The sequence below is a fragment of the uncultured Rothia sp. genome (genome assembly GCF_963507905.1).
In the GTDB taxonomy this organism is placed as follows: Bacteria; Actinomycetota; Actinomycetes; order Actinomycetales; family Micrococcaceae; genus Rothia.
Genome location: NZ_CAUOUU010000007.1, coordinates 35,777 through 58,049 on the forward strand (window position 1 = coordinate 35,777; position 22,273 = coordinate 58,049).

The window sequence follows — 22,273 nt, forward strand, 5'->3', positions numbered from 1 at the left end:
TCCTCGCGCAAAGAATAAGGGGCTACAGGTGCCGCCACGGAAGGCGTGAGCGCATCCGTAACGGCACCTAAAGCAACAGAGTATTAGTCGATGAAGCCGCGTGCGCCACCGACCAGCTCAACGTGGCCGGTCTCAACGTCTGCGGTGACCATCTTCGCGATTTCCTGCGCGAACTCGTTGACGGTGTAGAGCTTGCCGGCGGTTTCGCGGCGCTGCTCAATAGCGCCGGGGTGCAGGCGGTTCAGCAGGGTTGCGGTAACGGTGCCTTCAATCATGTCAGCGGAGACCACGACCAGGGAGATACCCTTCTCGGAGAGTGCGGGGATCTCGGCGATCAGTGCGTCTTCACCGGCGCGCTTGGACTCTGCGACGGGCTTGTACTCGTCCATGGTCTCAACCTCGCGGATGAAGTGCGCCTGGTGGCTGGTCACGAACACGATGCGTGCGCCTTCGGGCATCTTCTCTGCAGCCAGGCGTGCCAGGTTCAGCTGTGCGTCACGGTTCAGGCGCATTGCGTAGTCTTCGCCCATGCCGGTTTCCATGCCGCCCGAAGCGTTCAGAATCAGGTAGTCCAGGGAACCGAAGGTCTCCACCGCGGTGTTGACGAGGTTCTGCAGGTCCTCGCTGTTGGTCACGTCAGCCTGCACTGCGATTGCCTTGCCGCCAGCCTCTTCAATAGCCTTGACAATCTTGTTTGCGCGCGGTGCCTTGGAACGGTAGTTCACCACAATGTTCGCGCCCTCAGCAGCGAGAATCTGTGCGGTGTCTGCGCCAACGCCGCGGGAGGAGCCGGTAATGATGATGGTCTTGCCGGTCAGCTGTGCCATAGTTTTATGTCCTTAAGTCTAGAAAGGGTGCGCCCACGCTCGGGCGCTTCGTGCAGTCCGTACGGGGTGGGGTTAGTGACCCATGCCCAGGCCGCCATCAACGGGGATGACAGCGCCAGAAATGTAGCTAGCCTCATCGGATGCGAGCCAGCGAATCACGCGAGCGACCTCTTCCGCTTCCGCGAAGCGACCAGCCGGGATGGACGCCAGGTAGTTCTTCTTGGTCTCTTCGGGCAAAACCTCGGTCATTGCGGTGTTAATGAAGCCCGGTGCCACCACGTTAGCGGTGATGTTGCGGCCGCCCAGCTCACGGGTGATGGAGCGTGCCATACCGACCAGTGCAGCCTTGGACGCGGAGTAGTTGACCTGGCCGGGGGAACCGTACAGACCCACCACGGAGGAAACCAAGATGATGCGGCCGCGCTTGAGCTTCAGCATGCCCTTGATGGCGCGCTGAACCACGCGGAAAGAACCGGTGAGGTTGGTGTCGACCACGTCGGTGAAGTCGGATTCCTTCATGCGCATCAGCAACATGTCGCGGGTGATACCTGCGTTGGCGACTAGCACCTCCACGGGACCGAATTCTGCCTCAATTGCCTTGAACGCTTCGTTAATGCTGTCGGCATCGCGTACATCTGCCTTGACGGCGAAAAATTCTTCGGGGGCTTCACCACTGCGGTAGGTGATGCAGACGTTGTGTCCCGCTGCCTGGAATTCCTTGGCAATTTCGTAGCCGATGCCTCGGTTGCCGCCGGTGACCAGCACGGTCTTGGGAGTGTTCTCGCTCATGAGCTTCCTTGATGAGTCGACCCCTCACGATCAGAGCCGATGCAGCGGCTACGCGGTTGGGGTGTGGACGGATGGACAGACAAACCTTATTTTACCGCGTTTTAGCGCAAAGGTGCCGCAGGCTACACTCCACTCTTGAACACTGAACACCTGCTCCCCTTCTTTTACATGCCTCATCGGGCGCGTACACTAGCTGAAGCGGAACAGCCCGCACCCCTTTTCTGCCCGGTCGCGCGGGCACGGAATAACATCGCACGTCGAGGCGCAATAGTAAGGATAAGAAGACATGGATCTGCTCGGTTCACTTTCTCAGGATGCACAGCCTGAGTACGCTAAGTGCTCCCGTAAGGGCTGCCAGCAGGCGGCAGAATTTCAGCTGCTCTGGAACAACCCGAAGGTGCACACCCCCGAGCGCCGCAAGATTTGGTTGGCATGCTCCGAGCACGTGGGCTGGCTGGAGAATTACCTGCGCGAGCGTGAGTTCTGGAAGCAGACTCTGCCCTTTGAAGGGTAGTGCCATCGAGAGGTAGTGCCGCTTGAGGTGGCTCCGCTTGAGGGATAACCCACCCTATCAGCCCTATCGAAAGTAATTTCGATATATGCTATATTTGTTCTAATTAGTTCGAGTGAACATCCCGGCGCCCAGGCGACCACACTCGCAGGGTAATCACACTCGCTGAGCATTCGCATTCAAGGAGGCACCTCCCCATGATGGGCTATTCGCACACCGTCAGCGCCGCAGCTGGCTGGCTAGTGCTCGTCGAGACGGGAGTGGTGCAGGTTCCCGATACCCCCACCCTCATCGTGACCACCCTGGCGTGCGCCGGTGCGGGCATGCTGCCGGATATTGACCACCACAACGGCAGTATCGCCAACTCCATTCCGCCCATTTCACGCTGGGTAGCACGCATTGTCGGGGCGGTCAGCGGCGGACACCGTAAGGGAACGCACTCCATTTTGGGTCTGGTAGCTTTCTGGGCGGTTGCCTATTTCAGCGCGAATCTGAGCTACAACGGAATCCCCTGGGCTTCACTGCTTCTTGCCGCATTCTCGGGCGGCCTAGCATTGCGCGTGCTCGGCGCACCGGGTGGATGGATCGGTGCCGTCGCCCTCGGGTACGCCGCCTACACGACTGATTCGCTGGCGCTACTCCCCTGGGCTATTTCGGTTGGCGCCACCATTCACCTGATTGGCGACCTGCTGACAACCCGCGGACTGCTGCCCCTCTACCCTATTGTTATCAAACCCCTGGTGGCATCTCCCCTATGGAAAAAGAGCGGCTACATGGCACTGCCGATCCTGGGTGATGCCGGCAGCGTACGCGAGAAGGCACTCGTTCTAGCACTGACCGGGTACGTCGCCTGGTACGCGGCAGCCATGATGGGCTTTACCGAATACCCCCTGCAAATGTTCGGGCTGGGTATTCACGCCGCATAACGTGCCGCATAACTAAATTCTCACCGAGGACAGCAAAGCGCCCCGTCACTTCCCTACGGAAGCGGCGGGGCGCTTTTCTAATCCTTATCCCGACCTATCGGGGTGAGAGATTAAGCGTCCTGGATGGGCCAGAAGACGTCAACCTCAACGTTCTCTTCACCAGAGGTGGGGTACTTCTCGAACTCAGTGTTGTGCATTGGTAGTTCTCCTTCGTGAGCGGGCGGGAATCTCTTCTCCCCCGCGTTAGCTCACCATCGGTAGTGAGCCCTAATGTTTCGCATTTGCGTCCTCGCAATGGCGGGAACAGTTATAAGTCTACGCCCCACACATGTTGTGTTTCTACCATTTTTCCCACAATGTATGTAGAGACACATGAAAAATTCAAAAAGCCCACACAGACCCCCCGAAATATCGCCTGAGAGCTTTTCTTTCCCTCAGAAAAACCCACAAGGCAACATTATTTCCCGTCAAATACGCCGCAAGTTTCATGTGTCAGAACCCACAAATCACATGCACGGGAACGCAATTACACCACATATGATCAGAAAACAATACAACCCCATGGGTCAGGTCACATTTTTCCGCACTATTCGCGAGAAAAATACCGACAATATCTCCGCAACACATTTTCAGAACACAAAAAACACGCCCTGGACAATACACCCCGGCCAATACGCCACAAACAATACGCCCCGGACAATAAAACAACGCGCAATACACGTAAAGAGGCCCCGGCACCACACGGTACCGGAGCCTCCCCACGCTTTGATGTTCAGCAAATATTGCTTACGCCAGCGAAATCAGATCCTGGTAATCCTTCGACCACAGGTCCTCCACCGCATCCGGTAGAAGTAGCACACGCTCGGGGTCGAGCGCCTCCACGGCACCCTCATCGTGAGAAACCATCACGATAGCGCCCTGGTACGCCTTCAACGCGTTCAGAATCTCCTCACGCGAGGCGGGGTCCAGGTTGTTGGTCGGCTCATCGAGCAGCAGCACATTCGCGCTCGACGCCACCAGGGTCGCCAAGGACAGACGGGTCTTCTCACCACCGGAAAGCACACCGGCAGGCTTATCCACATCATCACCGGAGAACAGGAACGAACCCAGAATCGTGCGCACGCGGGTGTCGTCCAGATCCGGCGCGGCAGACTTCATGTTCTCAAAGACAGTGCGGTCACCATCAAGAATTTCGTGTTCCTGCGCAAAATAGCCCAGCTTCGCGCCGTGACCGTACACAACCTCACCAGTATCAGGCTTGGTGGAACCAGCCAGCATGCGCAGCAGAGTGGTCTTACCGGCACCGTTCAGGCCCAGCACCACCACGCGCGAACCGCGGTCAATCGCCAAATCAACGTCCGTGAAAATCTCCAGAGAGCCATAGGACTTCGACAGGCCCTGGGCAGAGAGCGGAGTCTTACCGCACGGCGCCGGATCCGGGAAGCGAATCGCCGCAACCTTATCGCTCTGACGCTCATCCTCCAGACCGCGCAGAAGCTTCTCAGCACGCTTAATCATCTGCTGAGCAGCAACAGCCTTCGTCGCCTTCGCGCGCATCTTATTCGCCTGCTCCATCAGAGCATTCGCCTTCTTCTGCGCATTCGCACGCTCACGCTTGCGGCGGTGCTCATCCTGCTCACGCTGAGTCAGGTAATTCTTCCAGCCCATGTTGTACTGGTCAATCACGCAACGGTTCGCGTCCAGGTAGAAGACGCGGTTGACGACCAGCTCCATCAGGTCAACATCGTGGCTAATGACCATCAGGCCGCCTGAGAAGTTCTTCAAGAAGTCACGCAGCCACAGAATCGAGTCGGCGTCCAGGTGGTTGGTCGGCTCATCCAGCAGCATGGTGTCCGCATTGGAGAAGAGAATACGCGCCAGCTCCACGCGGCGACGCTGACCACCCGACAGAGTAGACAGCGGCTGGGCGAGCACACGCTCCGGCAGGTCCAGGTTGGAGGTGATGACCGCCGCCTCCGACTCAGCCGCGTAGCCGCCGCCGGCAATGAACTCAGCCTCAAGACGGTCGTAGCGGCGCATACCCTTAGCGCGCACCGCCGGGTCCTCACTCGCCATATCGTCCTGCGCCTGACGCATCTTGCGCGCCACACCGTCCAGGCCACGCGCCGAAAGGATGCGGTCATGCGCCAGCTGGCTCATGTCATCCACCTTCGGGTCCTGCGGAAGGTAGCCGATAGTGCCGCTGCGGGTCACCGTACCGTCAGCGGGCAGGGTCAGACCGGCAAGCACCTTAGTCATAGTGGTCTTACCGGCACCGTTGCGGCCCACCAGACCGATCTTGTCGCCCTTATCGATGCGGAAGGTGACCTCTTCCATGAGCAGGCGCGCGCCTGCACGCAATTCGAGGTTCTGTACAGCAATCATGGGTGCCTTTCCGGATGGCGGTCTGGTGTGTGGGTTGATAGTGCTCGGTAGGCGGGATTCGCCGGGTTAGAGGCGGCGAGCGCGCGGAGCACCTCATCAATTTTAGTGCAGGTGTGCCGAGTGCGCATGTGGGGCACCTTTTGTTTTTGTGGTGTGCGGTGTACTATACATACCGGACACCACTCATAGAACATTGTTCAAAACTGGGTTGTGACAAGCAGTCAACCACCGCCACCCTCAACTCTGTAGAAAAATCTGCAGAGCAATACGCATCAAAGGAGTACCACCCCAATGACCGATTCCGTGCGCGAATCAGCCCAGGAACCCCAGGCACCCCAGGCACCGCGCCGTAACGTAGCGGCAAAGACTTCCCTCGCCACCGATCTCTCCCTCATCGCAGTGTTCGCGGGCTTCATCGCCGCGCTCGCCATCATGCCCGCCGTCAGCTTGGGCGGCGTTGCGGTTCCCTTCACCTTCCAGACCCTCGGCATTTACATCACCGCTCAGGTGCTCGGCGGCAAGCGTGCCACCGCCTCCGTGGCGCTGTACCTGCTGGTTGGTTTCGCTGGCCTGCCCATCTTCGCTAAGGGCGGCGCCGGTTTGGGTACGCTCGCCTCCCCGAGTGCCGGCTACCTGCTCGGCTTCCTGCCCTTCGCCGCTATTGCCGGTACCCTCGCCTACCTGTTCACCCGCAACACCCGTTCGGTTGGTGCGACCTTCCTCATGGCTCTGGTCGCGAACTTCTGCGGTTTTGTGGTTCTGACCGCCTGCGGTATCGCCGGTATGATGGTGAACGCCCACATGACTTTTGACGCCGCGTTCAGCGCGGCAATGGTATTCGTTCCCTGGGATCTGGTGAAGTCCACAATCGCGGTTCTGGTTGGTTTGTCGGTACGCCGCGCCTTCCCGTCCCTGGCTTCTGCCCAGCGTTAAAGGCGCACAATGTGCCACACGAGAGGATAGCTATGTTTTTTCGCCGCTCCACGCGCCAGCCTGCACCGCAGCAGGTGCAAGGCGAGCAGGCGGTGAGCGCCTCTACCAGCATGCCCGCCCTTGAGCTTGAATCGGTGAGTGTTTTCACCGAGCTGCCCGAAGGCGGGCATCGCCGTATCCTCAAGGATGTAAGCCTGCGGTTCACGGCGAAGCGCACCGCGGTGCTGGGCCTGAACGGTAGCGGCAAGTCGACCCTGCTAGGGCTTTTTAACGGGCTCACCCACCCGGATGAAGGTATTGTGCGAGTGAACGGTGTCGACACTCTGGAGACACCGAGCCGCGGCTCGACGGGTGCTCGCGGTAATTCCCCGGGTGCTTTTGAGGGCGTGGGCATGCTCTTCGCCCAGCCGGAGGCGCAGCTGATTATGCCCACCGTTGCCGAAGATATTGACCTGAGCCTGCGCCGTGCCGCAGCCGTTGAAGGTAGCACCCTCAGCGGTGAGCAGCGCCGCGAACGGATTCGTGAACTGCTCCGCGAACGCGGCCTCGAGCACCTGGAGAACCAGAGCGTTTTCACCCTCTCAGGAGGCGAAAAGCAGCTGGTCGCTCTCACCAGCGTGCTGGCGGCGCGCCCGCAGATTCTTCTGCTCGATGAGCCGACCACCCTGCTGGATTTGCGTAATCGCGCGCGGCTACTCAAGCATTTGGAGTCGCTGGATCAGATGCTGGTGCTCAGCACGCACGACCTGGATTTGGCGGCGTCCTGCGATGAAGCCGTGATTATTCATGACGGTCGTTTGCTCGCCCAGGGGGATGCGGCGCAGCTGGTTCAGCAGTACCGCACGTGGTGTGCCGAGGGGTTCCCGAATGAAGGCGCCGATATCGAAGATGCAGGCGACAGCACGGACACTGCAGGAGGCGCGCATGGGCGCTAACACGCCGCGCGTGAATCCTCGCCCCGCCGGCCAGGGCTCGGATTTCAACCCCGGTACTCTGCTGGTGGGTTTCTACCAGCCGTTGAACACGCCGGTGCATCGGGCGCCGCTATGGTTCAAGGGCACGCTCTTCTTTGGGTTGTTCTTGTTGTTGGCGGTGACCGGCTGGCAGGTGGCGCTGGTGGCTTTGGTGGCGTCCACGTTCTGCGCGTTGTGGGCTGGTGTGCCTGCCTCCCAGCTGTGGCTGGTGGTTCGCACGCTGTCTCTGCTTTTGCTGATCATGGTCGGCTATTACGTGTTGACGGGCCAGTACGCTTCCGGCGCGGATGCTATCGCGACTATGCTGACGGCTTTTTATGCGTCCCGCGCTCTGCTGGTGAGCACTCCCCTGCCGGTTCTAATTGACGGTTTTGTGAGGCTGTGTTCGCCGCTACGTTTCGTGGGCCTTTCCCCGGAGCGTCTGGGTCTGCTGATTGCGTTGATGGTCCGGTCGATTCCAGCGCTCATGGACCGTTGGGGTGCGTTGCGCAGGGCCGCAGTGGCGCGTAATCTGCCCAAGCGCATGTATTGGCGGCTGCTGATTCCGTGGGTGGTGCAGGCGGTTGATTACGCGACGGCGACCGCTCGTGCTTTGCGGGCGCGGCACGTGGACGAACTGAAGTAGCGCAGATACGCGAGAGGGACGGGGTGAACCGTACAGGTTCATCCCGCCCCTTCGCTTTAATCGCCCAGCTAGGCTGGTTTAGGGCGTTTCAATGAGGAGCGCCGCCGGGAGCTGCTCCCACCACAGGTACCAGTCGTGCTGACCGTAGAGCGCCTCCACGAGCTTGTCGAAGCCGCGGTAGACACGCACCGGCATCGCCGAGGAAACCATCGTGTGCTCGACCGCCAGGATTTCGGCGTCGCGGCGGGTTGTGACCGGCACCGGCGTGTAGAACTCGATAAAGTCCGAGGCGATAACAGCCGGGTAGGCGTCATCGCGTTCAAACCAGTAGCGGGCAATGGACAGCATCGCCTCGGGGCTGGGGCTGGAATCCCAGCCGCCGAAGGGCAGGTAGGCAAATACCCCGGATACATCCCGCAGCGGCAGGTCCATAATCAGCAGTTCCGCGGCGCTGTCAATGTCGGTAGCTTTGACCTTCTCATTGATGATGCCGGCGGTCAGCTCAAAGGGGTACTCCGCTTTCAGGGGCGTACCAATATCGTCTTCACCGAGTTCGCCGTTCTCCATGAGACGGCGGTAGGTCTGCAGGTAGGCGTTCTCGTTCAGCTGTCGGAACGCCTCATGCGCGGCGATTTCTACACCGACCTGATCCAGGTAATGATGCTGGTCGGTGATGAGCTCATGTGCGTACCGCTCAACGGTGTCGGCGGTGATGTCCTGCACTGGGGTTGAGGTACGCAGGGAGACGTTATTCTCAATGGTTCCGAGCAGGGTCGGGTCGAGGGCAACCACGATGGGGGTTGTTCCCCGGTTCTTGCCCTCGTAAAGGTGTTCGAGGTATCGCCGGTTAAGTTCGGCTCGTGGGGCGCCGTGGCGGATTCGCTCGTGTGGGTAGGGATACAAGGCGACGAAGCGCTCATAGAGCTCTGCCATGGTGTTCTCCGATGTTTGGTTGCCCCCAGTTTATCGCGTATTTTCGCGCAAAAATACGGGTTTTTGGATGTTTTAGCAGGGCACGGAGAGCGCGCGATTTTTTCGTTTGATGAGTGTGTATCGGTGTGTGCTAAACACGCTTAAACTGCCTTTGTGTTGGGCGGTTTGCGCGCCGATTTTCGCTAGAAAAAGTTAGAAATTTTTCGCCACCATATGAGATTTTGGGCGAGTTACACCGGGCGGTACCACAGGGTTCGGCGGACACTTTCGCGGAGGGGCGGGCGCCTCCTGAATGTCTGTTACCAACCGCAGATACACGGCAGAAAGGGCACCAAACCCACAATTTCAGAAGGAAAAACACCCTCTTTTCTTCTTCGGCGCGTCATATTTGACGTATTAGGGGTTTTTCGGGCGAGTTCCGTCACTGCCGCGTAGCTGCTGGAGTAAAGTGTTGGTACCAGCTACCACCCGTGCCGCGTTGGTACGGAATACGCCGCTGGGACCATCAACTCGCAGGAGTTCAAACCAACGGAGGTTCTCATGTCGAATAACTACTACAAAGAGATGGTTCGCCTGGCTGACAGCATTGCTGATAAGGCGCATGAGGGGCAGACTGATCGTAACGGCTGGCCCTATATCTCCCACCCTCGCCGTGTGGCTCTTGGGGTGCGTAAGCTTGCTAGTGAGTTGGCTGCCGCAACTCACCCTGATATCTCTTTGGAGGAGCTGAAGGCTGAAGCGCAGATTGTGGCGCTGCTGCATGACACGGTGGAGGATACCGGCGTTTCTCTCGCTTTCTTGGCGCGTCATTTCTCGGCGCGTATTGTGGATGCGATTGAGGCTTTGACCCGCCGCCCGGGTGAGTCGCGTGAGTCGTATCTGAGCCGGGTGCGTGTGAATGATTTGGCTCGTCTGGTGAAGCTTGCCGATATTGCGGATAATACTGACCCGCAACGTTTGGCGCTTCTGGAGGAACCGACTCGTACCTGCCTCATGATTAAGTATGAGCACTCGCTGAAGCTGCTGCACCTGAACGATTAGGTTCAAGCTGACCATATAGAAGCCGCCCGGTATGGAATGTGTTCCATGCCGGGCGGCTTCTATGAATCATCTATTGAATTAGTTCAGGTGAGAGACTGCGTAATCAGCTTCTTCCTCAGTGAAACCTTCAAAAGAAGAAGTCAACTGAGAGCGGATTGCTTCAGGAGACATGTTCATCGTCTTCTGGTAGCTCTTTGCCTTCTCCAGGGCATTCGCGTTCCAGTCAGCCTTCATATTGTCCACTGCATACTGAGCAGCTTCAGGAGTGAACTTTTCGAATTCACTGGTGAGCTGGTTGTAGATACCCTGCTTGGACATGTGCATGGTGCGCGAGTACGATTCGGCCTTCTTCAGTGCCGACTTGTACTCACTCGGTACACTATCGCTCTGCTTTGCGTTAGACTCTGCCGCAGTAGTGGCAGAAGAGTCTGCTACAGCGGCAGAATCGCTCGTAGCAGCTGAGTCAGCAGCGGCAGAAGATGAGGGAGCACTTACCGTGGTGGAGCTCTTAGAGCCGCCGCCCATCATCGAAGCGCAACCACCAAGAAGAACAAGAATAACGAGAGTGATGAACCACCAACGGAGGTAGAAGGGCTTCTTCTTAACGTAGACAGAACCGTCAGCGGCGATAATCTTTTGTGCCATGATTTCCTTTCGGCGTCCTCAAGCGGCCGTTGCATGAGGAGCCTAGTATGACGTGAGTGTATGATCCACAAGGAATCATACTTGGACCCCCCCCCAGTCAAATTGTCCTAATTATCAATAAAAAATCTATCCTTGTTGTCACCGCATAATCCTCAGCCTACAAAACATAGCGCTAGGTCTTTGCCCTAATTTTTAACAACATAAAAACACCCGCCGGGTGCGGAGAGTATAGACTCTCCGCACCCGGCGGGTGTTTATTCAGCGTCTAGGAGCTTAGATGTTGAAGCCCAGCGCGCGCATCATATCGCGGCCGTCCTCAGTAATACGCTCCGGGCCCCACGGCGGCATCCAAACCCAGTTCACACGCCAAGAATCAACCAGGTTATCCAGGTTAGCCTGAACCTGCTCCTCAATAACCTCCTGCAGCGGGCACGCCGCGGTGGTCAGAGTCAGGTCCAGAATGAGGGTTCCATCCTCATCCCAGCGCAGACCGTAGAGCAGACCGAGGTCAACAATATTGACGCCGAGCTCCGGGTCAATGACCTCCTTGAGGGCTTCCTCAATCTCTTCCTGAGGAACACGACCCTGCACAGTCTCAGTCATAGTTCTATCTTTCTGTCAGAATCCGGTCAGGGAAGAAGCTTACTTCTTACCCACGTAAGCTACGTAGCCCTCTTCTTCCAGGCGGTCAGCCAGTTCGGGGCCGCCCTGGTCAACCATCTTGCCGTCCACGAACACGTGCACGAACTGCGGCTTGATGTAGCGCAGGATGCGGGTATAGTGGGTAATCAGCATGACGCCCATGTCGTTCGCTTCGTGCGCACGGTTCACGCCCTCAGACACGATCTTCAGTGCGTCAACGTCCAGACCGGAGTCGGTCTCGTCCAGGATGCCGAACTTGGGCTTGAGCAGCTCCAGCTGAAGGATCTCGTGGCGCTTCTTCTCACCACCGGAGAAGCCCTCGTTCACGTTACGTGCGATGAACGCGGGGTCGATCTCCAGGTTCTTCATGGCTTCCTTAACGTCCTTGGTCCAGGTACGCAGGGAGGGAGCCTTGCCGTCCACAGCGGTCTTAGCGGAGCGCAGGAAGTTGGACATGGTCACACCGGGGATCTCAACCGGGTACTGCATAGCCAGGAACAGGCCTGCGCGTGCACGCTCGTCCACGCTCATCTCGGTGATGTCCTCACCGTCGAGCAGGATCTGACCGGAGTCAACCTGGTACTTGGGGTGACCAGCAATGGTGGAAGCCAGAGTGGACTTACCGGAACCGTTCGGGCCCATGATTGCGTGAATCTCGCCCGAGTTGATGGTCAGGTTAACGCCCTTCAGGATGGGCTTGGTGGTTTCGTCGTCGAGGATAACCGAGACGTGAAGGTCCTTGATTTCAAGGGTAGACATTGATTTCTCCTGGTAAAGCTTAGTTGTTGCTGAGGGCGAGCTCTGCCTCAAGGGCCTCGGTGAGCTGCTCTTCAAGTTCGGAAACACGAATCTGCTGAATGATCTCGTTCAGGAAGCCGCGCACGACCAGACGGCGTGCCTCAGCCTCCGGAATACCGCGAGCCTGCAGGTACCACAGGTGCTGCTCATCGAGCTGGCCGGTGGTGGATGCGTGGCCGGCGCCCTCAATCAGGCCGGTCTCAATCTCCAGGTTCGGCACGGAGTCGGCGCGGGGGCCAACTTCCAGCAGAAGGTTACGGTTCAGCTCGTAGGTGTCGGTGCCTTCTGCATCCTTACCAATCAGAACGTCACCAACCCATACGGAGTGCGCACCCTTACCCTGCAGCGCGCCCTTGTAGGTCACGCGGGACTTGCAGTTGGGTACGGAGTGGTCCACGAACAGGCGGGACTCAATGTGCTGACCAGCGTCTACGAAGTACAGGCCGTACATTTCAGTCTCAGCGCCGGGAGCGGTGAACTTGGTGGAGGGGGTCACGCGCACCAGGTCGCCGCCGAGGGACACCACAACGTGCTTGAAGCGTGCGTTGCGGCCCAGCTTAGCGTAGTGTGCGGAGGCGTGGATTGCGTCGTCAGCCCACTGCTGCACGGAAACAACGTTCAGCTCAGCCTCGTCGTTCACCACGAACTCAACATTCTGTGCCAGGATGGTGGAGCCGGTGTGGCGCAGAACCACGACAGCCTTCGAGAAGGGCTTAGCCTCAATCACGATGTGCTGTGCGGCAGGCTCGTTGCCGGTGCCGGTGATGTCGATTTCCACGTGCTCAGCCAGTTCAGCCTCGGCGGGGATGGTCACCACGGTTGCTTCGGTGAAGCTGGACCACGCGTTCGCTGCCACACGGTCCTCGGGGATACCTGCGGAGCCAATGCGTGCATCCTCGCGGGAGACGGTCTCAACCTGAACCTGCTCGGGTGCAGTAATCTGCGGTGCCGGTGCGGTACCGGTCAGCTTCTCCAGGTGCAGGCCGCCCAGACGCTTCAGCGGGGTGAAGCGCCAGTCCTCTTCACGACCGGTCAGGGGTGCGAAGTCCTCCACGTTGTAGGAGGTCTTACGCTCTGCACGGGATGCTTCGAGTACCTTCTGGACGTTGTTCGGGTTGGAGCCCTGGTGGTGTGCCTCGGTGGCACGGTACAGGGTGTCATCGTGGGCGAACTCGGTGGCGAGCTTCTCACCCTCCTGGTCCATGCCGGGGATGATCGGGGAGTGGTAACCCAGGGTTTCTTCGTTGGTCGGCATTAGCCCACAGATCCTTCCATCTGAAGTTCGATCAGGCGGTTCAGTTCGAGTGCGTACTCCATCGGCAGTTCACGTGCGATGGGCTCAACGAAGCCGCGGACAATCATTGCCATTGCTTCTTCTTCGCTCAGGCCGCGCTGCATCAGGTAGAACAGCTGGTCCTCAGAGACGCGGGAAACGGTCGCCTCGTGACCCATGGTCACATCGTCCTCGCGGACATCCACGTAGGGGTAGGTGTCGGAGCGGGAGATGGTGTCCACCAGCAAGGCGTCACAGACCACGGAGGACTTGGAGTGCTTAGCGCCCTCACGAACCTGAACCAGGCCGCGGTATGCGCTACGGCCACCGTTACGTGCCACGGACTTGGACACAATGGTCGAGGAGGTGTTCGGTGCAATGTGAACCATCTTCGAGCCAGTGTCCTGGTGCTGACCCTCACCCGCGAATGCGATGGACAGGGTCTCACCCTTAGCGTGCTCACCGACCATGTAAACAGCCGGGTACTTCTGGGTGACCTTGGAGCCGATGTTGCCGTCCACCCATTCCATGGTGGCGCCCTCGTGCGCAACCGCACGCTTAGTCACCAGGTTGTAGACGTTGTTCGACCAGTTCTGGATGGTGGTGTAACGAACGCGTGCGTTCTTCTTCAGCACAATCTCAACCACTGCGGAGTGCAGGGAGTCGGACTTGTAGATGGGGGCGGTGCAGCCCTCAATGTAGTGAACGTAGGAGCCTTCATCCGCAATAATCAGGGTGCGTTCGAACTGACCCATGTTCTCGGTGTTAATGCGGAAGTACGCCTGCAGCGGGATCTCCACGTGAACTCCCGGGGGAACGTACACGAAGGAGCCACCGGACCATACGGCGGTGTTCAGTGCGGAGAACTTGTTGTCACCAATCGGAATGATGGAGCCGAAGTATTCCTTGAACAGTTCGGGGTATTCGCGCAGACCGGTGTCGGTGTCGACGAAGATCACGCCCTGCTTCTCCAGGTCCTCACGGATCTGGTGGTACACGACCTCAGACTCGTACTGTGCAGCCACACCCGCAACGAGCGAGTTACGCTCCGCCTCGGGAATACCCAGGCGCTCGTAGGTGGTGCGGATGTCCTCGGGCAGCTCCTCCCAAGAGGCCGCCTGGCCCTCGGTCGAACGCACGAAGTACTTGATGTTGTCGAAATCGATTTCGGAAAGATCCGCACCCCAGGTGGGCATGGGCTTACGCTCGAAGAACTTCAGCGCCTTCAGACGCATGTCCAGCATCCACTGGGGTTCGTTCTTCTTTGCAGAGATGTCGCGCACGACATCCTCGTCCAGGCCGCGCTTTGCTACCTGGCCTGCTTCGTCGGAGTCTGCCCAACCGTACTCGTAGTTGCCAATGCCCTCGAGTTCGGGGTTCATCTCCAGGATCTCTGAAATGACGGTGTCGTTGGCGTTCTGCCCAACTTTCTCAGTCATTACGGCCTTTCTTCGATGGTTATTACATTTCTTGCCGCCACCTGCCGGTTGCAGGCGCGGTAGTTGAAGGGGCTGATGCCGCGCTCAACCACGATGCGTGATGCGGTGTACGCAGTGTGCTTGCGGTGTACACCGCGTGGTTGCGGGCGGATTTCAGCGTGCGGCTCGTACCCTTGACGGGTTCATCGGGGTGTGCCGCTGGGTACTGCGGTGATCGTTACGCGGAAGGTTCCTCCGAAGGTTTCCCTGCGGATTCTTCTGCGTTCTTCTCACTCTCGGCGGTGACGCGGTTCAGGGGCACGTGCGTGGTACACACGTGAGCACCCGAAGCCATGGTTGAAAGCCTACGAACATCAACGCCAAGCAGGTCAGAAATAATCCCGGTTTCCTGTTCGCAGAACACTTGAAAGTCTCCAGCGAGGTCGCGCACCGGGCAGTGACCCTGACAGAGCTGAATACTTGCCAGGAAATGCTCGGGAACAGTTCGTCCTGCAGGAGGAGCGGTGACCTGAGCGGTCGCCACAAAACCATCCTTGCTCATTGCCTCTGCGAGCGCCTGCGCTCGGGCTGCCACATCGTCACCGGCGGCTTCTACGACGGGTCGGTAGCGGGCTTCCATTTCTGCGGCGCGGGCGGAGGCGAAAGCTTCGAGGGCTTCCTGGCCGACCGTGTCGCGGAGCATTTGCAGGGCTTCGCGGGCAATGATGAGGTAGTCGTTGCCGAGGCGTTCGTGGCCCTGGGGGGCGATCACGTAGCGGCGGGCGGGTCGTCCGGCTCCGGCGCCGTGCTTTTTGATGGGCGCTACCTCGATCATGTTGTTGGATTCGAGGGCGTCGAGGTGGCGGCGTACCGCTGCGGGGGTGAGGCTGAGGAGCTCACCGAGGGTTGCTGCGGATACGGGGCCGTTGTTGAGGACTTCACGCAGGACGCGGTCCCTGGTGCGTTCTTCTGCCTCGGCTTTGCGCTTGGATGTGCGTGCCGCGGAGGACTTTGTACTGGAAGCACCAGTAGAGCCCGAGGCGGCGGTTCGGGTGCCGTTTCGGGTCTGCGCCTCGTTCGTTGAGACGCGCTGAGGGGTCTTATTCACGGAATACACAAATAAAGTATGTCCTAATTAGTTTTTCTTTGGCTAGTTAGGTACCCCTACTTGCTAACTTTTCTACCTTAGGGTGAACTTTTAAGTCGTAACAAGTGTGCCTTAAACGTGAGTTAGGGCATAAGATGAAGAGGGCACACACGCTCATTCATCGAAAAAATCGAAAGTGACTGTCTATGGAGACCACCACCGCGGGCCAGCAGGACCACCCGGGGCGTGCATCCGCCACGCCAACGGCACACGCTGAGCACCACACGGAGCCCGGCGCCTCCCCCACCGCACGACGACGCATCATCACCGAAGAACCGGCGCTCAGCATTAAAGACCTCATCAAAGAGTTCAAACCCTCACGCGCCTTCCGCACCAAATACCCCGAACGGCTCACCGCCAGCGGGCTCTACCGCGCCGTCAACAAGGTCAACCTGCGCGTCTTCCCCGGTGAGGTGGTCGTCCTACTCGGAGCCAACGGTGCCGGCAAAACCACGACCCTCGCCTGCGCGCAGGGTCTACTCAAACCCACCCGCGGTACCGTGCGCCTGCTCGGAGAAAACCCGCTACAGGCGGACCCGGAGCTGCGCGCCAAGGTCGGCATTATGCTCCAGGACGGCGGCCTACCCAACGCCATGCACCCCATCCCGCTGCTGGAACATATTTCGACCATGTACACCGACCCGTACCCGGTCGAAGAGCTGGCAGAACGCCTCGGCATTGATGCCTTCAACGGCACCACGATTCGCCGCCTTTCGGGCGGTCAGAAGCAGCGTGTCTCCCTTGCTGCCGCCCTCATCGGCCGCCCGGACGTACTCTTCCTCGACGAGCCCTCCGCGGGCCTGGATCCGCAATCCCGCAACGTCGTCTTCGACATCATTCGTGAACAGCGTGAACTCGGCACCGCCATTGTGCTCACCACGCACCTGATTGACGACGCGCAGAAGCTCGCCGACTACGTGTACATCATTGAAAACGGCACCACCGTTCAGGAAGGCACCGTTTCCGAGCTTATTGCCAGCGACGGCACGAACCGCTTGCAGTACAGCCTGAATGCGCCCACCCCCGCCCGTGAGCAGCTGCTGCCCGCGCATCTGCGTGCCGGTGTGGAGCTCATCGAGAAGGTGCCCTACACCCCGGCTCGTGACGGCGCCCCCTCCGTGCCCGGCGAGTATGAGCTGGTCGGTGCACTACGCCCCGAGCACCTGGCGGCGTTCACCGCGGCGCTCGCCGAGCGTTACCTCATGCCGATTTCTCTGACCATGGAACCGAAGACCCTTGAGGATGTCTTCCTCGACATTTCAGGACGTGATATCCGATGAGCAACACCGCACGCACCAACAACCGGGCCGCAGAAAACACTGCCGAAAACCTTGTAAAAGAGAACCGAGCAGAAGAGAACCGCGCGGAAGGGAACCGTATGGAAGAACGCACCGCGAACACCCGCCCCAAGGTCTCTTCTATTGACGAAGACGAGGAGTACATTCCCCCGCGCGCGAACTACCCGCTCGTGCGCGTCATTGAGCAGGGCCGCTACGAAACCATGGCGATGCTACGCAACGGCGAGCAGCTGATGCTCAACATTATTTTTCCCGTCATGGCGCTTATTGCCCTGCGGTTCACCGGCCTGATTGATGAGTACGCCAACTCGGTGGGGGTCTCTCGCATGGATGCGGCGGTCCCCGGCGTTCTGGCGCTCTGCGTGATTTCTACGGCGCTGTCCGGTCAGGGCATTGCCACCGGTTTTGATCGCCGCTACGGCGTGCTGCGGTTCCTGGCGACCACTCCCCTGGGCCGTAACGGCCTGATCATGGGCAAGTGCATTGCGGTGCTGGTGGTCGTGGCGATTCAGTTCACGCTGGTGGCGGTGCTCGGGTACGGTCTGGGGTGGCGCCCGGACGCTATCGCCGTCTCGCGCTCCATCATCACGATGATTATGGGTGCCGGCGCATTTACGGCGCTGGGTCTGCTCATTGCCGGTACGGTGCGCGCGGAGGCGACCCTCGCCATCGTGAATATCGCCTGGGTGATTCTTGCCGGTGCCGGCGGCGTCGTGTTCCCTCTGAAATCCTTCCCCGACTGGTACGCCGCGGTTGTGGCGTGGTCGCCCTCGGCGGCTCTGGGCGATGCGCTGCGCGGCAACTTCATTCAGCATCAATGGCTTGCCGACCCGCACTGGGTATTGATCGTATGGACCGTGGTCATTGGGTTTATTGCCTCGCGCAAGTTCAAGTGGTCCGACTAGTAGCGACCTGACTAGAGGCGACCTGATTCCCCCTGACGGTCACAGCCGCAGGTAAAAAGGCACAGGTTAAGCCGCAGGTTAAAAGGCGGGCGCCGGATATGTTCCGACATATCCGGCGCCCATTTATTTAACACAAACTTTTAGCCTCAACCGCACACAGAATGTACGGTCTGAGACTAAAAGATAGCACCCCCTCCAGAACCTTGTATCTCGCCACCACAGCAAGATAGTCATCAGTTTCCGCGCGGAGGAGGGGCTTCAATCACCGAGATGCAGACCGACCCAACCACTGTTTCGGTCTGCAACCTTCCTGCTCAACCTTAACATGAGCTTCACCACTTACACAAAAATTGTTACATTACTGAACAATATTCAGCCACGAGCTCAGCAATACCACCCAAAAGTACGCACCCCACACCCGGAAAGACCAGTCAACAGAGGCATAACAGCCTGTATCACCTGTGCGTATCACCCTGTGAATGTCTGCAGCCCCACACCGGATACTGCCGTTTAGTGAACTATCCTGTTAAAACGAAAGGGTCGAAACAAACCTCCCGGCTCCCCGCACCTACCCGGGCACTTACCAGGGCATCTACCGGGTACTTACCAGGGCACTTACCCGAGTACCTACGCAGGTACCCCCACAGGTACCCATCGGCGCGGGAATAAGCACCCCGAAGGCACGTTACACCCGACGGACAGCGCGCTAGCACAAGCCTGCTGGCGCATCCACTCACGTTGTGAAAGGACACCCACGTGGCAGAGAACTTCCAGTGGACTGAAACCGACCAGCGCGCCGTAGATACCGCACGTATCCTCGCTGCAGACGCCGTAGAAAAGGTCGGATCCGGTCACCCCGGCACCGCAATGAGCCTGGCGCCGGTCGCCTACCTGCTCTTCCAGAAGGTCATGAACCAGGATCCCTCCGACGACCGCTGGGAAGGCCGCGACCGCTTCATCCTCTCCCCCGGCCACACCTCCCTCACCCTGTACACTCAGCTGTTCCTCGGCGGCTACGGCCTCGAAATGAAGGACCTGGAAGCCCTGCGCACCTGGGGCGCCCTCACCCCCGGCCACCCCGAATACAAGCACACCAAGGGTGTAGAAATCACCACCGGTCCGCTCGGCCAGGGCCTGGCATCCGCTGTTGGCTTCGCCTACGCACAGCGCCGTATGCGCGGCATGTTCGACCCCGAAGCAGCACCGGGCACCTCCCCCTTCGACCACCACGTCTACGTCATCGCCTCCGAAGGTGACGTGCAGGAAGGCGTCACCGCCGAGGCGTGCGCGCTCGCAGGTCACCAGGAGCTCGGCAACCTGATCGTCGTCTGGGACCGTAACCACATCTCCATTGAGGAAGACACCGACGTTGCCTTCACTGAGGACGTAGCAAAGCGCTACGAGTCCTACGGTTGGGATGTTCAGCGCGTGGACTGGACCCGCACCGGCGACTACGTTGAGGACGTCGCAGAACTGTACGCCGCTATTGAGCGTGCGAAGGCTGTCACCGACAAGCCCTCCTTCATTGAGCTGCGCACCATCATCGGCTACCCCGCCCCCACCAAGCAGAACACCGGCGCAGTGCACGGCTCCAAGCTCGGCGCCGATGAGGTTGCCGCAACCAAGGAACTGCTCGGCTTCGACCCCGCCAAGAGCTTCTTCATCGAGGAGAACGTCCTGGCACACACCCGCCAGCTCGTCGAGCGCGGCGCAGCGGCACACAAGGCATGGGACGAGAAGTTCGAGGCATGGGCTAAAGCAAACCCCGAGCGCGCCGAACTGTACAAGCGCCTCGTTGCAGGCGAGCTACCCGCCGACTACAAGGCTGCTTTCCCCGTGTTCGAGGCTGGCACCTCCGTGGCAACCCGCGCGGCATCCGGCACCGTCATCAACGCTATTGCTGACACCTTCCCCGAACTGTGGGGCGGCTCCGCTGACCTCGCCGGTTCGAACCTGACCACCATCAAGGGTGCAGAGTCCTTCAACCCGGCATCGCGCACCACCGAAGACTGGACCGGCAACCCCTACGGCCGCGTGCTGCACTTCGGTATTCGTGAGCATGCTGCCGCAGCAATCGTCAACGGTATTGTGCTCTCCTCCCCGACCCGCGCGTTCTCGGGCACCTTCTTCGTGTTCTCCGACTACCAGCGCCCGGCTGTTCGACTCTCCGCACTGATGGGCGTTCCCGCAGTGTACGTATGGACCCACGACTCCATCGGCGTGGGCGAGGACGGCCCCACCCACCAGCCGATTGAGCACCTCTCCTCCCTGCGCGCTATCCCCGGTTTCGACGTGATTCGCCCCGCGGACGCTAACGAAACCGCCGTCGCATGGCGCACCATCCTGGAGAAGTCCGACCGCCCCGCAGGTATCGTGCTCTCCCGCCAGAACCTGCCCGTTTGGGCTCGTGAAGACGTGCACGCAGACGCTGAGGGTGAGAAGTTCGCTTCCGCTGAGGGCACCGCACGCGGCGGCTACATCATGGCTGACACCGAGGGCACCCCGGACGTCATTCTGATCGCTACCGGTTCCGAGGTCGAGCTCGCTATTCAGGCTCGCGCAACCCTCGCAGAGCAGGGCATCGCCGCTCGCGTGGTTTCCATGCCTTCGCGTGAGTGGTTCGCTGAGCAGGATGCAGAGTACCGCGAGTCGGTTCTGCCCTCCTCGGTTGTAGCCCGAGTCTCCGTCGAAGCTGGCCTGGCGATGAGCTGGTACGACCTGCTCGGCACCGCAGGCCGCGCCGTGTCCATCGAGCACTTCGGTGCATCCGCCGATGCGAAGACCCTGTACCGCGAATTCGGTATCACCGCGGAGGCTGTCGTGGCTGCCGCTAAGGAATCCATCGACGCCGCTAAGTAAGCGATAACAACGCCGCGGTAACTATCGCGTACACTGCGCTCCCCCTGTACGGGCTGTACGGGTGGGAGTGCAGGCGCAACGGGGAGGCTCCGGCTGACCACTCAGCCGGAGCCTCCCGCCGCCCAGTAGATTTCACTGATATCCCAATTTCAATTTCGACAAAGATCAATTTCGACAAAGAATCGAAGGTTTTCACATGTCTGAGTCCACTCAGAAGCTTTCCGACGCCGGTGTCTCCATCTGGCTTGACGACCTCTCCCGTGAGCGTCTGACCAGCGGCAACCTCGCCGAACTCATCAAGACCCACAACGTCGTCGGTGTGACCACCAACCCCACCATTTTCGCTGGTGCGCTCTCCAAGGGCGCCGCATACGCCGAGCAGATGCGTGAACTTGCCGCCGCCGGCGCAAGCGTTGAAGAGGCAGTCTTCGCCGCAACCTGCGACGACGTACGCAACGCCTGCGACGTGTTCGCACCCGTCTACAAGGCATCCAACGGTTTTGACGGCCGCGTCTCCATCGAGGTTGACCCCCGCCTAGCACGCGACGCCGAGGGTACCGCCAAGATGGCGCGTGAACTCTACGAGCGCGTGGGCCGCGAAAACGTCATGATCAAGATCCCCGCAACCCAGGAAGGTCTGCGCCCCATCGCAGAGACCCTGGCTGCTGGCATCAGCGTGAACGTAACCCTGATTTTCTCCCTGACCCGCTACCGCGAGGTTATCAACGCCTACATGCTCGGCCTGGAGCAGGCGCTGGAGAACGGTAAGGACCTGTCCACCATCCACTCGGTCGCATCCTTCTTCGTCTCCCGCGTAGACACCGAAATCGATGCACGCCTCGAAGCTATCGGCGGCGACGCTGTGCAGCTGAAGGGCAAGGCGGGCCTGGCAAACGCACGCCTCGCCTACGAGGTATTCGAGGAAATGTTCTCCTCCGAGCGTTGGGCACGCCTGCAGGCACACGGCGCGAACGTACAGCGCCCGCTGTGGGCATCCACCGGCGTGAAGGACCCCGCACTGCCGGACACCCTGTACGTCACCGGCCTGGTCGCACCCAACACCGTGAACACCATGCCCGAGGCAACCCTGAACGCTGTTGCCGACCACGGCGAAATCACCGGCAACACCATCGTTCCGAACTACTCCGAGTCCAACAAGGTTCTGGACGCTATCGGTGCCGCAGGTATCTCCTACACCGAGGTTGTGGAAAAGCTCGAGGTTGAGGGCCTGTCCAAGTTCGACGTCTCCTGGGAAGAGCTGCTGCAGACCGTCCGCGAGGCACTCGATCAGGCTAAGTAGCCGCACCTCGGTAGCCCCACAACACCTCAGTAGCCGCCGAAAAT

The 22,273-nt window shown here is 59.6% G+C and carries 20 protein-coding genes; 10 read left to right on the forward strand and 10 right to left on the reverse strand.

The window, feature by feature from the left end; genetic code table 11:
• Positions 1-83: 83 nt before the first annotated feature.
• Both RQ593_RS05795 and RQ593_RS05800 read right to left on the reverse strand, forming a co-directional pair.
• The gene (locus RQ593_RS05795; protein WP_060824810.1) at positions 84-827 is read right to left on the reverse strand and encodes an SDR family oxidoreductase; all 744 of its coding nucleotides are present in this window, start codon (positions 825-827) and stop codon (positions 84-86) included.
• Positions 828-899: 72 nt separating this feature from the next.
• Positions 900-1,616, reverse strand: a complete 717-nt coding sequence (locus RQ593_RS05800; RefSeq protein WP_049341256.1) for a beta-ketoacyl-ACP reductase — start codon at positions 1,614-1,616, stop codon at positions 900-902.
• 286 nt (positions 1,617-1,902) lie between these two features.
• Here RQ593_RS05800 and RQ593_RS05805 point away from each other — a divergent pair, with 286 nt between their 5' ends.
• Together RQ593_RS05805 and RQ593_RS05810 are read left to right on the forward strand one after the other, a co-directional pair.
• Positions 1,903-2,130, forward strand: coding sequence for a hypothetical protein (locus RQ593_RS05805; protein ID WP_005506080.1), 228 nt, complete (start codon positions 1,903-1,905; stop codon positions 2,128-2,130).
• Between the two features lie 194 nt (positions 2,131-2,324).
• A complete protein-coding gene (locus tag RQ593_RS05810) occupies positions 2,325-3,053 on the forward strand; it encodes a metal-dependent hydrolase (RefSeq protein WP_303960237.1) in 729 nt (242 codons plus the stop codon).
• 786 nt (positions 3,054-3,839) lie between these two features.
• Here the strand turns inward: RQ593_RS05810 and abc-f are convergent.
• Positions 3,840-5,438 (reverse strand): ribosomal protection-like ABC-F family protein, encoded by a 1,599-nt coding sequence (gene abc-f / locus RQ593_RS05815; protein WP_311450066.1) that lies wholly within the window; start codon positions 5,436-5,438, stop codon positions 3,840-3,842.
• A gap of 291 nt (positions 5,439-5,729) precedes the next feature.
• On the opposite strand from abc-f, the gene RQ593_RS05820 reads away from it, so the two are divergent.
• From RQ593_RS05820 to RQ593_RS05830, 3 genes are read left to right on the forward strand one after another with little or no spacing between them, the layout of a single operon-like run.
• Positions 5,730-6,371: a biotin transporter BioY gene (locus RQ593_RS05820; protein WP_049354626.1), complete on the forward strand. Its 642-nt coding sequence runs from the start codon at positions 5,730-5,732 to the stop codon at positions 6,369-6,371.
• A gap of 32 nt (positions 6,372-6,403) precedes the next feature.
• Complete coding sequence (locus RQ593_RS05825; protein ID WP_049353103.1) at positions 6,404-7,306, forward strand: energy-coupling factor ABC transporter ATP-binding protein; 903 nt, start codon at positions 6,404-6,406, stop codon at positions 7,304-7,306.
• Complete coding sequence (locus tag RQ593_RS05830; RefSeq protein ID WP_070643264.1) at positions 7,296-7,970, forward strand: ABC transporter permease; 675 nt, start codon at positions 7,296-7,298, stop codon at positions 7,968-7,970. The genes RQ593_RS05825 and RQ593_RS05830 overlap by 11 nt, the downstream gene beginning before the upstream one ends.
• 78 nt (positions 7,971-8,048) lie before the next feature.
• Here the strand turns inward: RQ593_RS05830 and RQ593_RS05835 are convergent, their stop codons facing one another.
• Positions 8,049-8,903, reverse strand: a complete 855-nt coding sequence (locus RQ593_RS05835; protein ID WP_298698780.1) for a DUF4253 domain-containing protein — start codon at positions 8,901-8,903, stop codon at positions 8,049-8,051.
• Between the two features lie 540 nt (positions 8,904-9,443).
• Between RQ593_RS05835 and RQ593_RS05840 the strand changes: the two genes are divergently transcribed.
• Positions 9,444-9,944 (forward strand): HD domain-containing protein, encoded by a 501-nt coding sequence (locus RQ593_RS05840; RefSeq protein WP_060824817.1) that lies wholly within the window; start codon positions 9,444-9,446, stop codon positions 9,942-9,944.
• A gap of 78 nt (positions 9,945-10,022) precedes the next feature.
• On the opposite strand, the gene RQ593_RS05845 is transcribed toward RQ593_RS05840, so the two are convergent.
• From RQ593_RS05845 to RQ593_RS05870, 6 genes are all read right to left on the reverse strand, one after another.
• Positions 10,023-10,589, reverse strand: coding sequence for an Ltp family lipoprotein (locus RQ593_RS05845; protein ID WP_311450067.1), 567 nt, complete (start codon positions 10,587-10,589; stop codon positions 10,023-10,025).
• A 273-nt stretch (positions 10,590-10,862) separates the two neighbouring features.
• Positions 10,863-11,192 (reverse strand): metal-sulfur cluster assembly factor, encoded by a 330-nt coding sequence (locus RQ593_RS05850; RefSeq protein WP_060824818.1) that lies wholly within the window; start codon positions 11,190-11,192, stop codon positions 10,863-10,865.
• 39 nt (positions 11,193-11,231) lie between these two features.
• Positions 11,232-11,990 (reverse strand): Fe-S cluster assembly ATPase SufC, encoded by a 759-nt coding sequence (gene sufC, locus RQ593_RS05855; RefSeq protein WP_070688257.1) that lies wholly within the window; start codon positions 11,988-11,990, stop codon positions 11,232-11,234.
• A 19-nt stretch (positions 11,991-12,009) separates the two neighbouring features.
• Positions 12,010-13,284 carry a Fe-S cluster assembly protein SufD gene (gene sufD / locus RQ593_RS05860; protein WP_311450068.1) on the reverse strand — a complete coding sequence of 425 codons (1,275 nt, stop codon included), beginning with the start codon at positions 13,282-13,284 and terminating at the stop codon, positions 12,010-12,012.
• The gene (sufB, locus tag RQ593_RS05865) at positions 13,284-14,741 is read right to left on the reverse strand and encodes a Fe-S cluster assembly protein SufB (protein ID WP_060824821.1); all 1,458 of its coding nucleotides are present in this window, start codon (positions 14,739-14,741) and stop codon (positions 13,284-13,286) included. Before sufB ends, sufD begins: the two co-directional genes overlap by 1 nt.
• A 217-nt stretch (positions 14,742-14,958) precedes the next feature.
• A complete protein-coding gene (locus RQ593_RS05870; protein ID WP_219101480.1) occupies positions 14,959-15,837 on the reverse strand; it encodes a metalloregulator ArsR/SmtB family transcription factor in 879 nt (292 codons plus the stop codon).
• Between the two features lie 176 nt (positions 15,838-16,013).
• Here RQ593_RS05870 and RQ593_RS05875 point away from each other — a divergent pair, with 176 nt between their 5' ends.
• From RQ593_RS05875 to tal, 4 genes are all read left to right on the forward strand, one after another.
• Complete coding sequence (locus RQ593_RS05875; RefSeq protein WP_311450069.1) at positions 16,014-17,147, forward strand: ABC transporter ATP-binding protein; 1,134 nt, start codon at positions 16,014-16,016, stop codon at positions 17,145-17,147.
• Positions 17,144-18,070, forward strand: a complete 927-nt coding sequence (locus tag RQ593_RS05880; protein ID WP_311450070.1) for an ABC transporter permease — start codon at positions 17,144-17,146, stop codon at positions 18,068-18,070. Before RQ593_RS05875 ends, RQ593_RS05880 begins: the two co-directional genes overlap by 4 nt.
• 756 nt (positions 18,071-18,826) lie before the next feature.
• A complete protein-coding gene (gene tkt / locus RQ593_RS05885) occupies positions 18,827-20,929 on the forward strand; it encodes a transketolase (protein WP_311450071.1) in 2,103 nt (700 codons plus the stop codon).
• Positions 20,930-21,125: 196 nt separating this feature from the next.
• Complete coding sequence (gene tal, locus RQ593_RS05890) at positions 21,126-22,229, forward strand: transaldolase (RefSeq protein WP_311450072.1); 1,104 nt, start codon at positions 21,126-21,128, stop codon at positions 22,227-22,229.
• Positions 22,230-22,273: the final 44 nt, after the last annotated feature.

Excerpts from the sequence above, each read along its gene's own strand:
- sufC (WP_070688257.1), bottom strand. The coding sequence starts at position 11,990 with ATGTCTACCCTTGAAATCAAGGACCTTCACGTCTCGGTTATCCTCGAC.
- RQ593_RS05850 (WP_060824818.1), bottom strand. The coding sequence starts at position 11,192 with ATGACTGAGACTGTGCAGGGTCGTGTTCCTCAGGAAGAGATTGAGGAA.
- tal (WP_311450072.1), top strand. The coding sequence starts at position 21,126 with ATGTCTGAGTCCACTCAGAAGCTTTCCGACGCCGGTGTCTCCATCTGG.
- RQ593_RS05810 (WP_303960237.1), top strand. The coding sequence starts at position 2,325 with ATGATGGGCTATTCGCACACCGTCAGCGCCGCAGCTGGCTGGCTAGTG.
- sufB (WP_060824821.1), bottom strand. The coding sequence starts at position 14,741 with ATGACTGAGAAAGTTGGGCAGAACGCCAACGACACCGTCATTTCAGAG.
- sufD (WP_311450068.1), bottom strand. The coding sequence starts at position 13,284 with ATGCCGACCAACGAAGAAACCCTGGGTTACCACTCCCCGATCATCCCC.
- RQ593_RS05795 (WP_060824810.1), bottom strand. The coding sequence starts at position 827 with ATGGCACAGCTGACCGGCAAGACCATCATCATTACCGGCTCCTCCCGC.
- RQ593_RS05820 (WP_049354626.1), top strand. The coding sequence starts at position 5,730 with ATGACCGATTCCGTGCGCGAATCAGCCCAGGAACCCCAGGCACCCCAG.
- RQ593_RS05825 (WP_049353103.1), top strand. The coding sequence starts at position 6,404 with ATGTTTTTTCGCCGCTCCACGCGCCAGCCTGCACCGCAGCAGGTGCAA.
- RQ593_RS05845 (WP_311450067.1), bottom strand. The coding sequence starts at position 10,589 with ATGGCACAAAAGATTATCGCCGCTGACGGTTCTGTCTACGTTAAGAAG.
- abc-f (WP_311450066.1), bottom strand. The coding sequence starts at position 5,438 with ATGATTGCTGTACAGAACCTCGAATTGCGTGCAGGCGCGCGCCTGCTC.
- RQ593_RS05830 (WP_070643264.1), top strand. The coding sequence starts at position 7,296 with ATGGGCGCTAACACGCCGCGCGTGAATCCTCGCCCCGCCGGCCAGGGC.
- RQ593_RS05805 (WP_005506080.1), top strand. The coding sequence starts at position 1,903 with ATGGATCTGCTCGGTTCACTTTCTCAGGATGCACAGCCTGAGTACGCT.
- RQ593_RS05880 (WP_311450070.1), top strand. The coding sequence starts at position 17,144 with ATGAGCAACACCGCACGCACCAACAACCGGGCCGCAGAAAACACTGCC.
- RQ593_RS05840 (WP_060824817.1), top strand. The coding sequence starts at position 9,444 with ATGTCGAATAACTACTACAAAGAGATGGTTCGCCTGGCTGACAGCATT.
- RQ593_RS05875 (WP_311450069.1), top strand. The coding sequence starts at position 16,014 with ATGGAGACCACCACCGCGGGCCAGCAGGACCACCCGGGGCGTGCATCC.
- RQ593_RS05800 (WP_049341256.1), bottom strand. The coding sequence starts at position 1,616 with ATGAGCGAGAACACTCCCAAGACCGTGCTGGTCACCGGCGGCAACCGA.
- RQ593_RS05835 (WP_298698780.1), bottom strand. The coding sequence starts at position 8,903 with ATGGCAGAGCTCTATGAGCGCTTCGTCGCCTTGTATCCCTACCCACAC.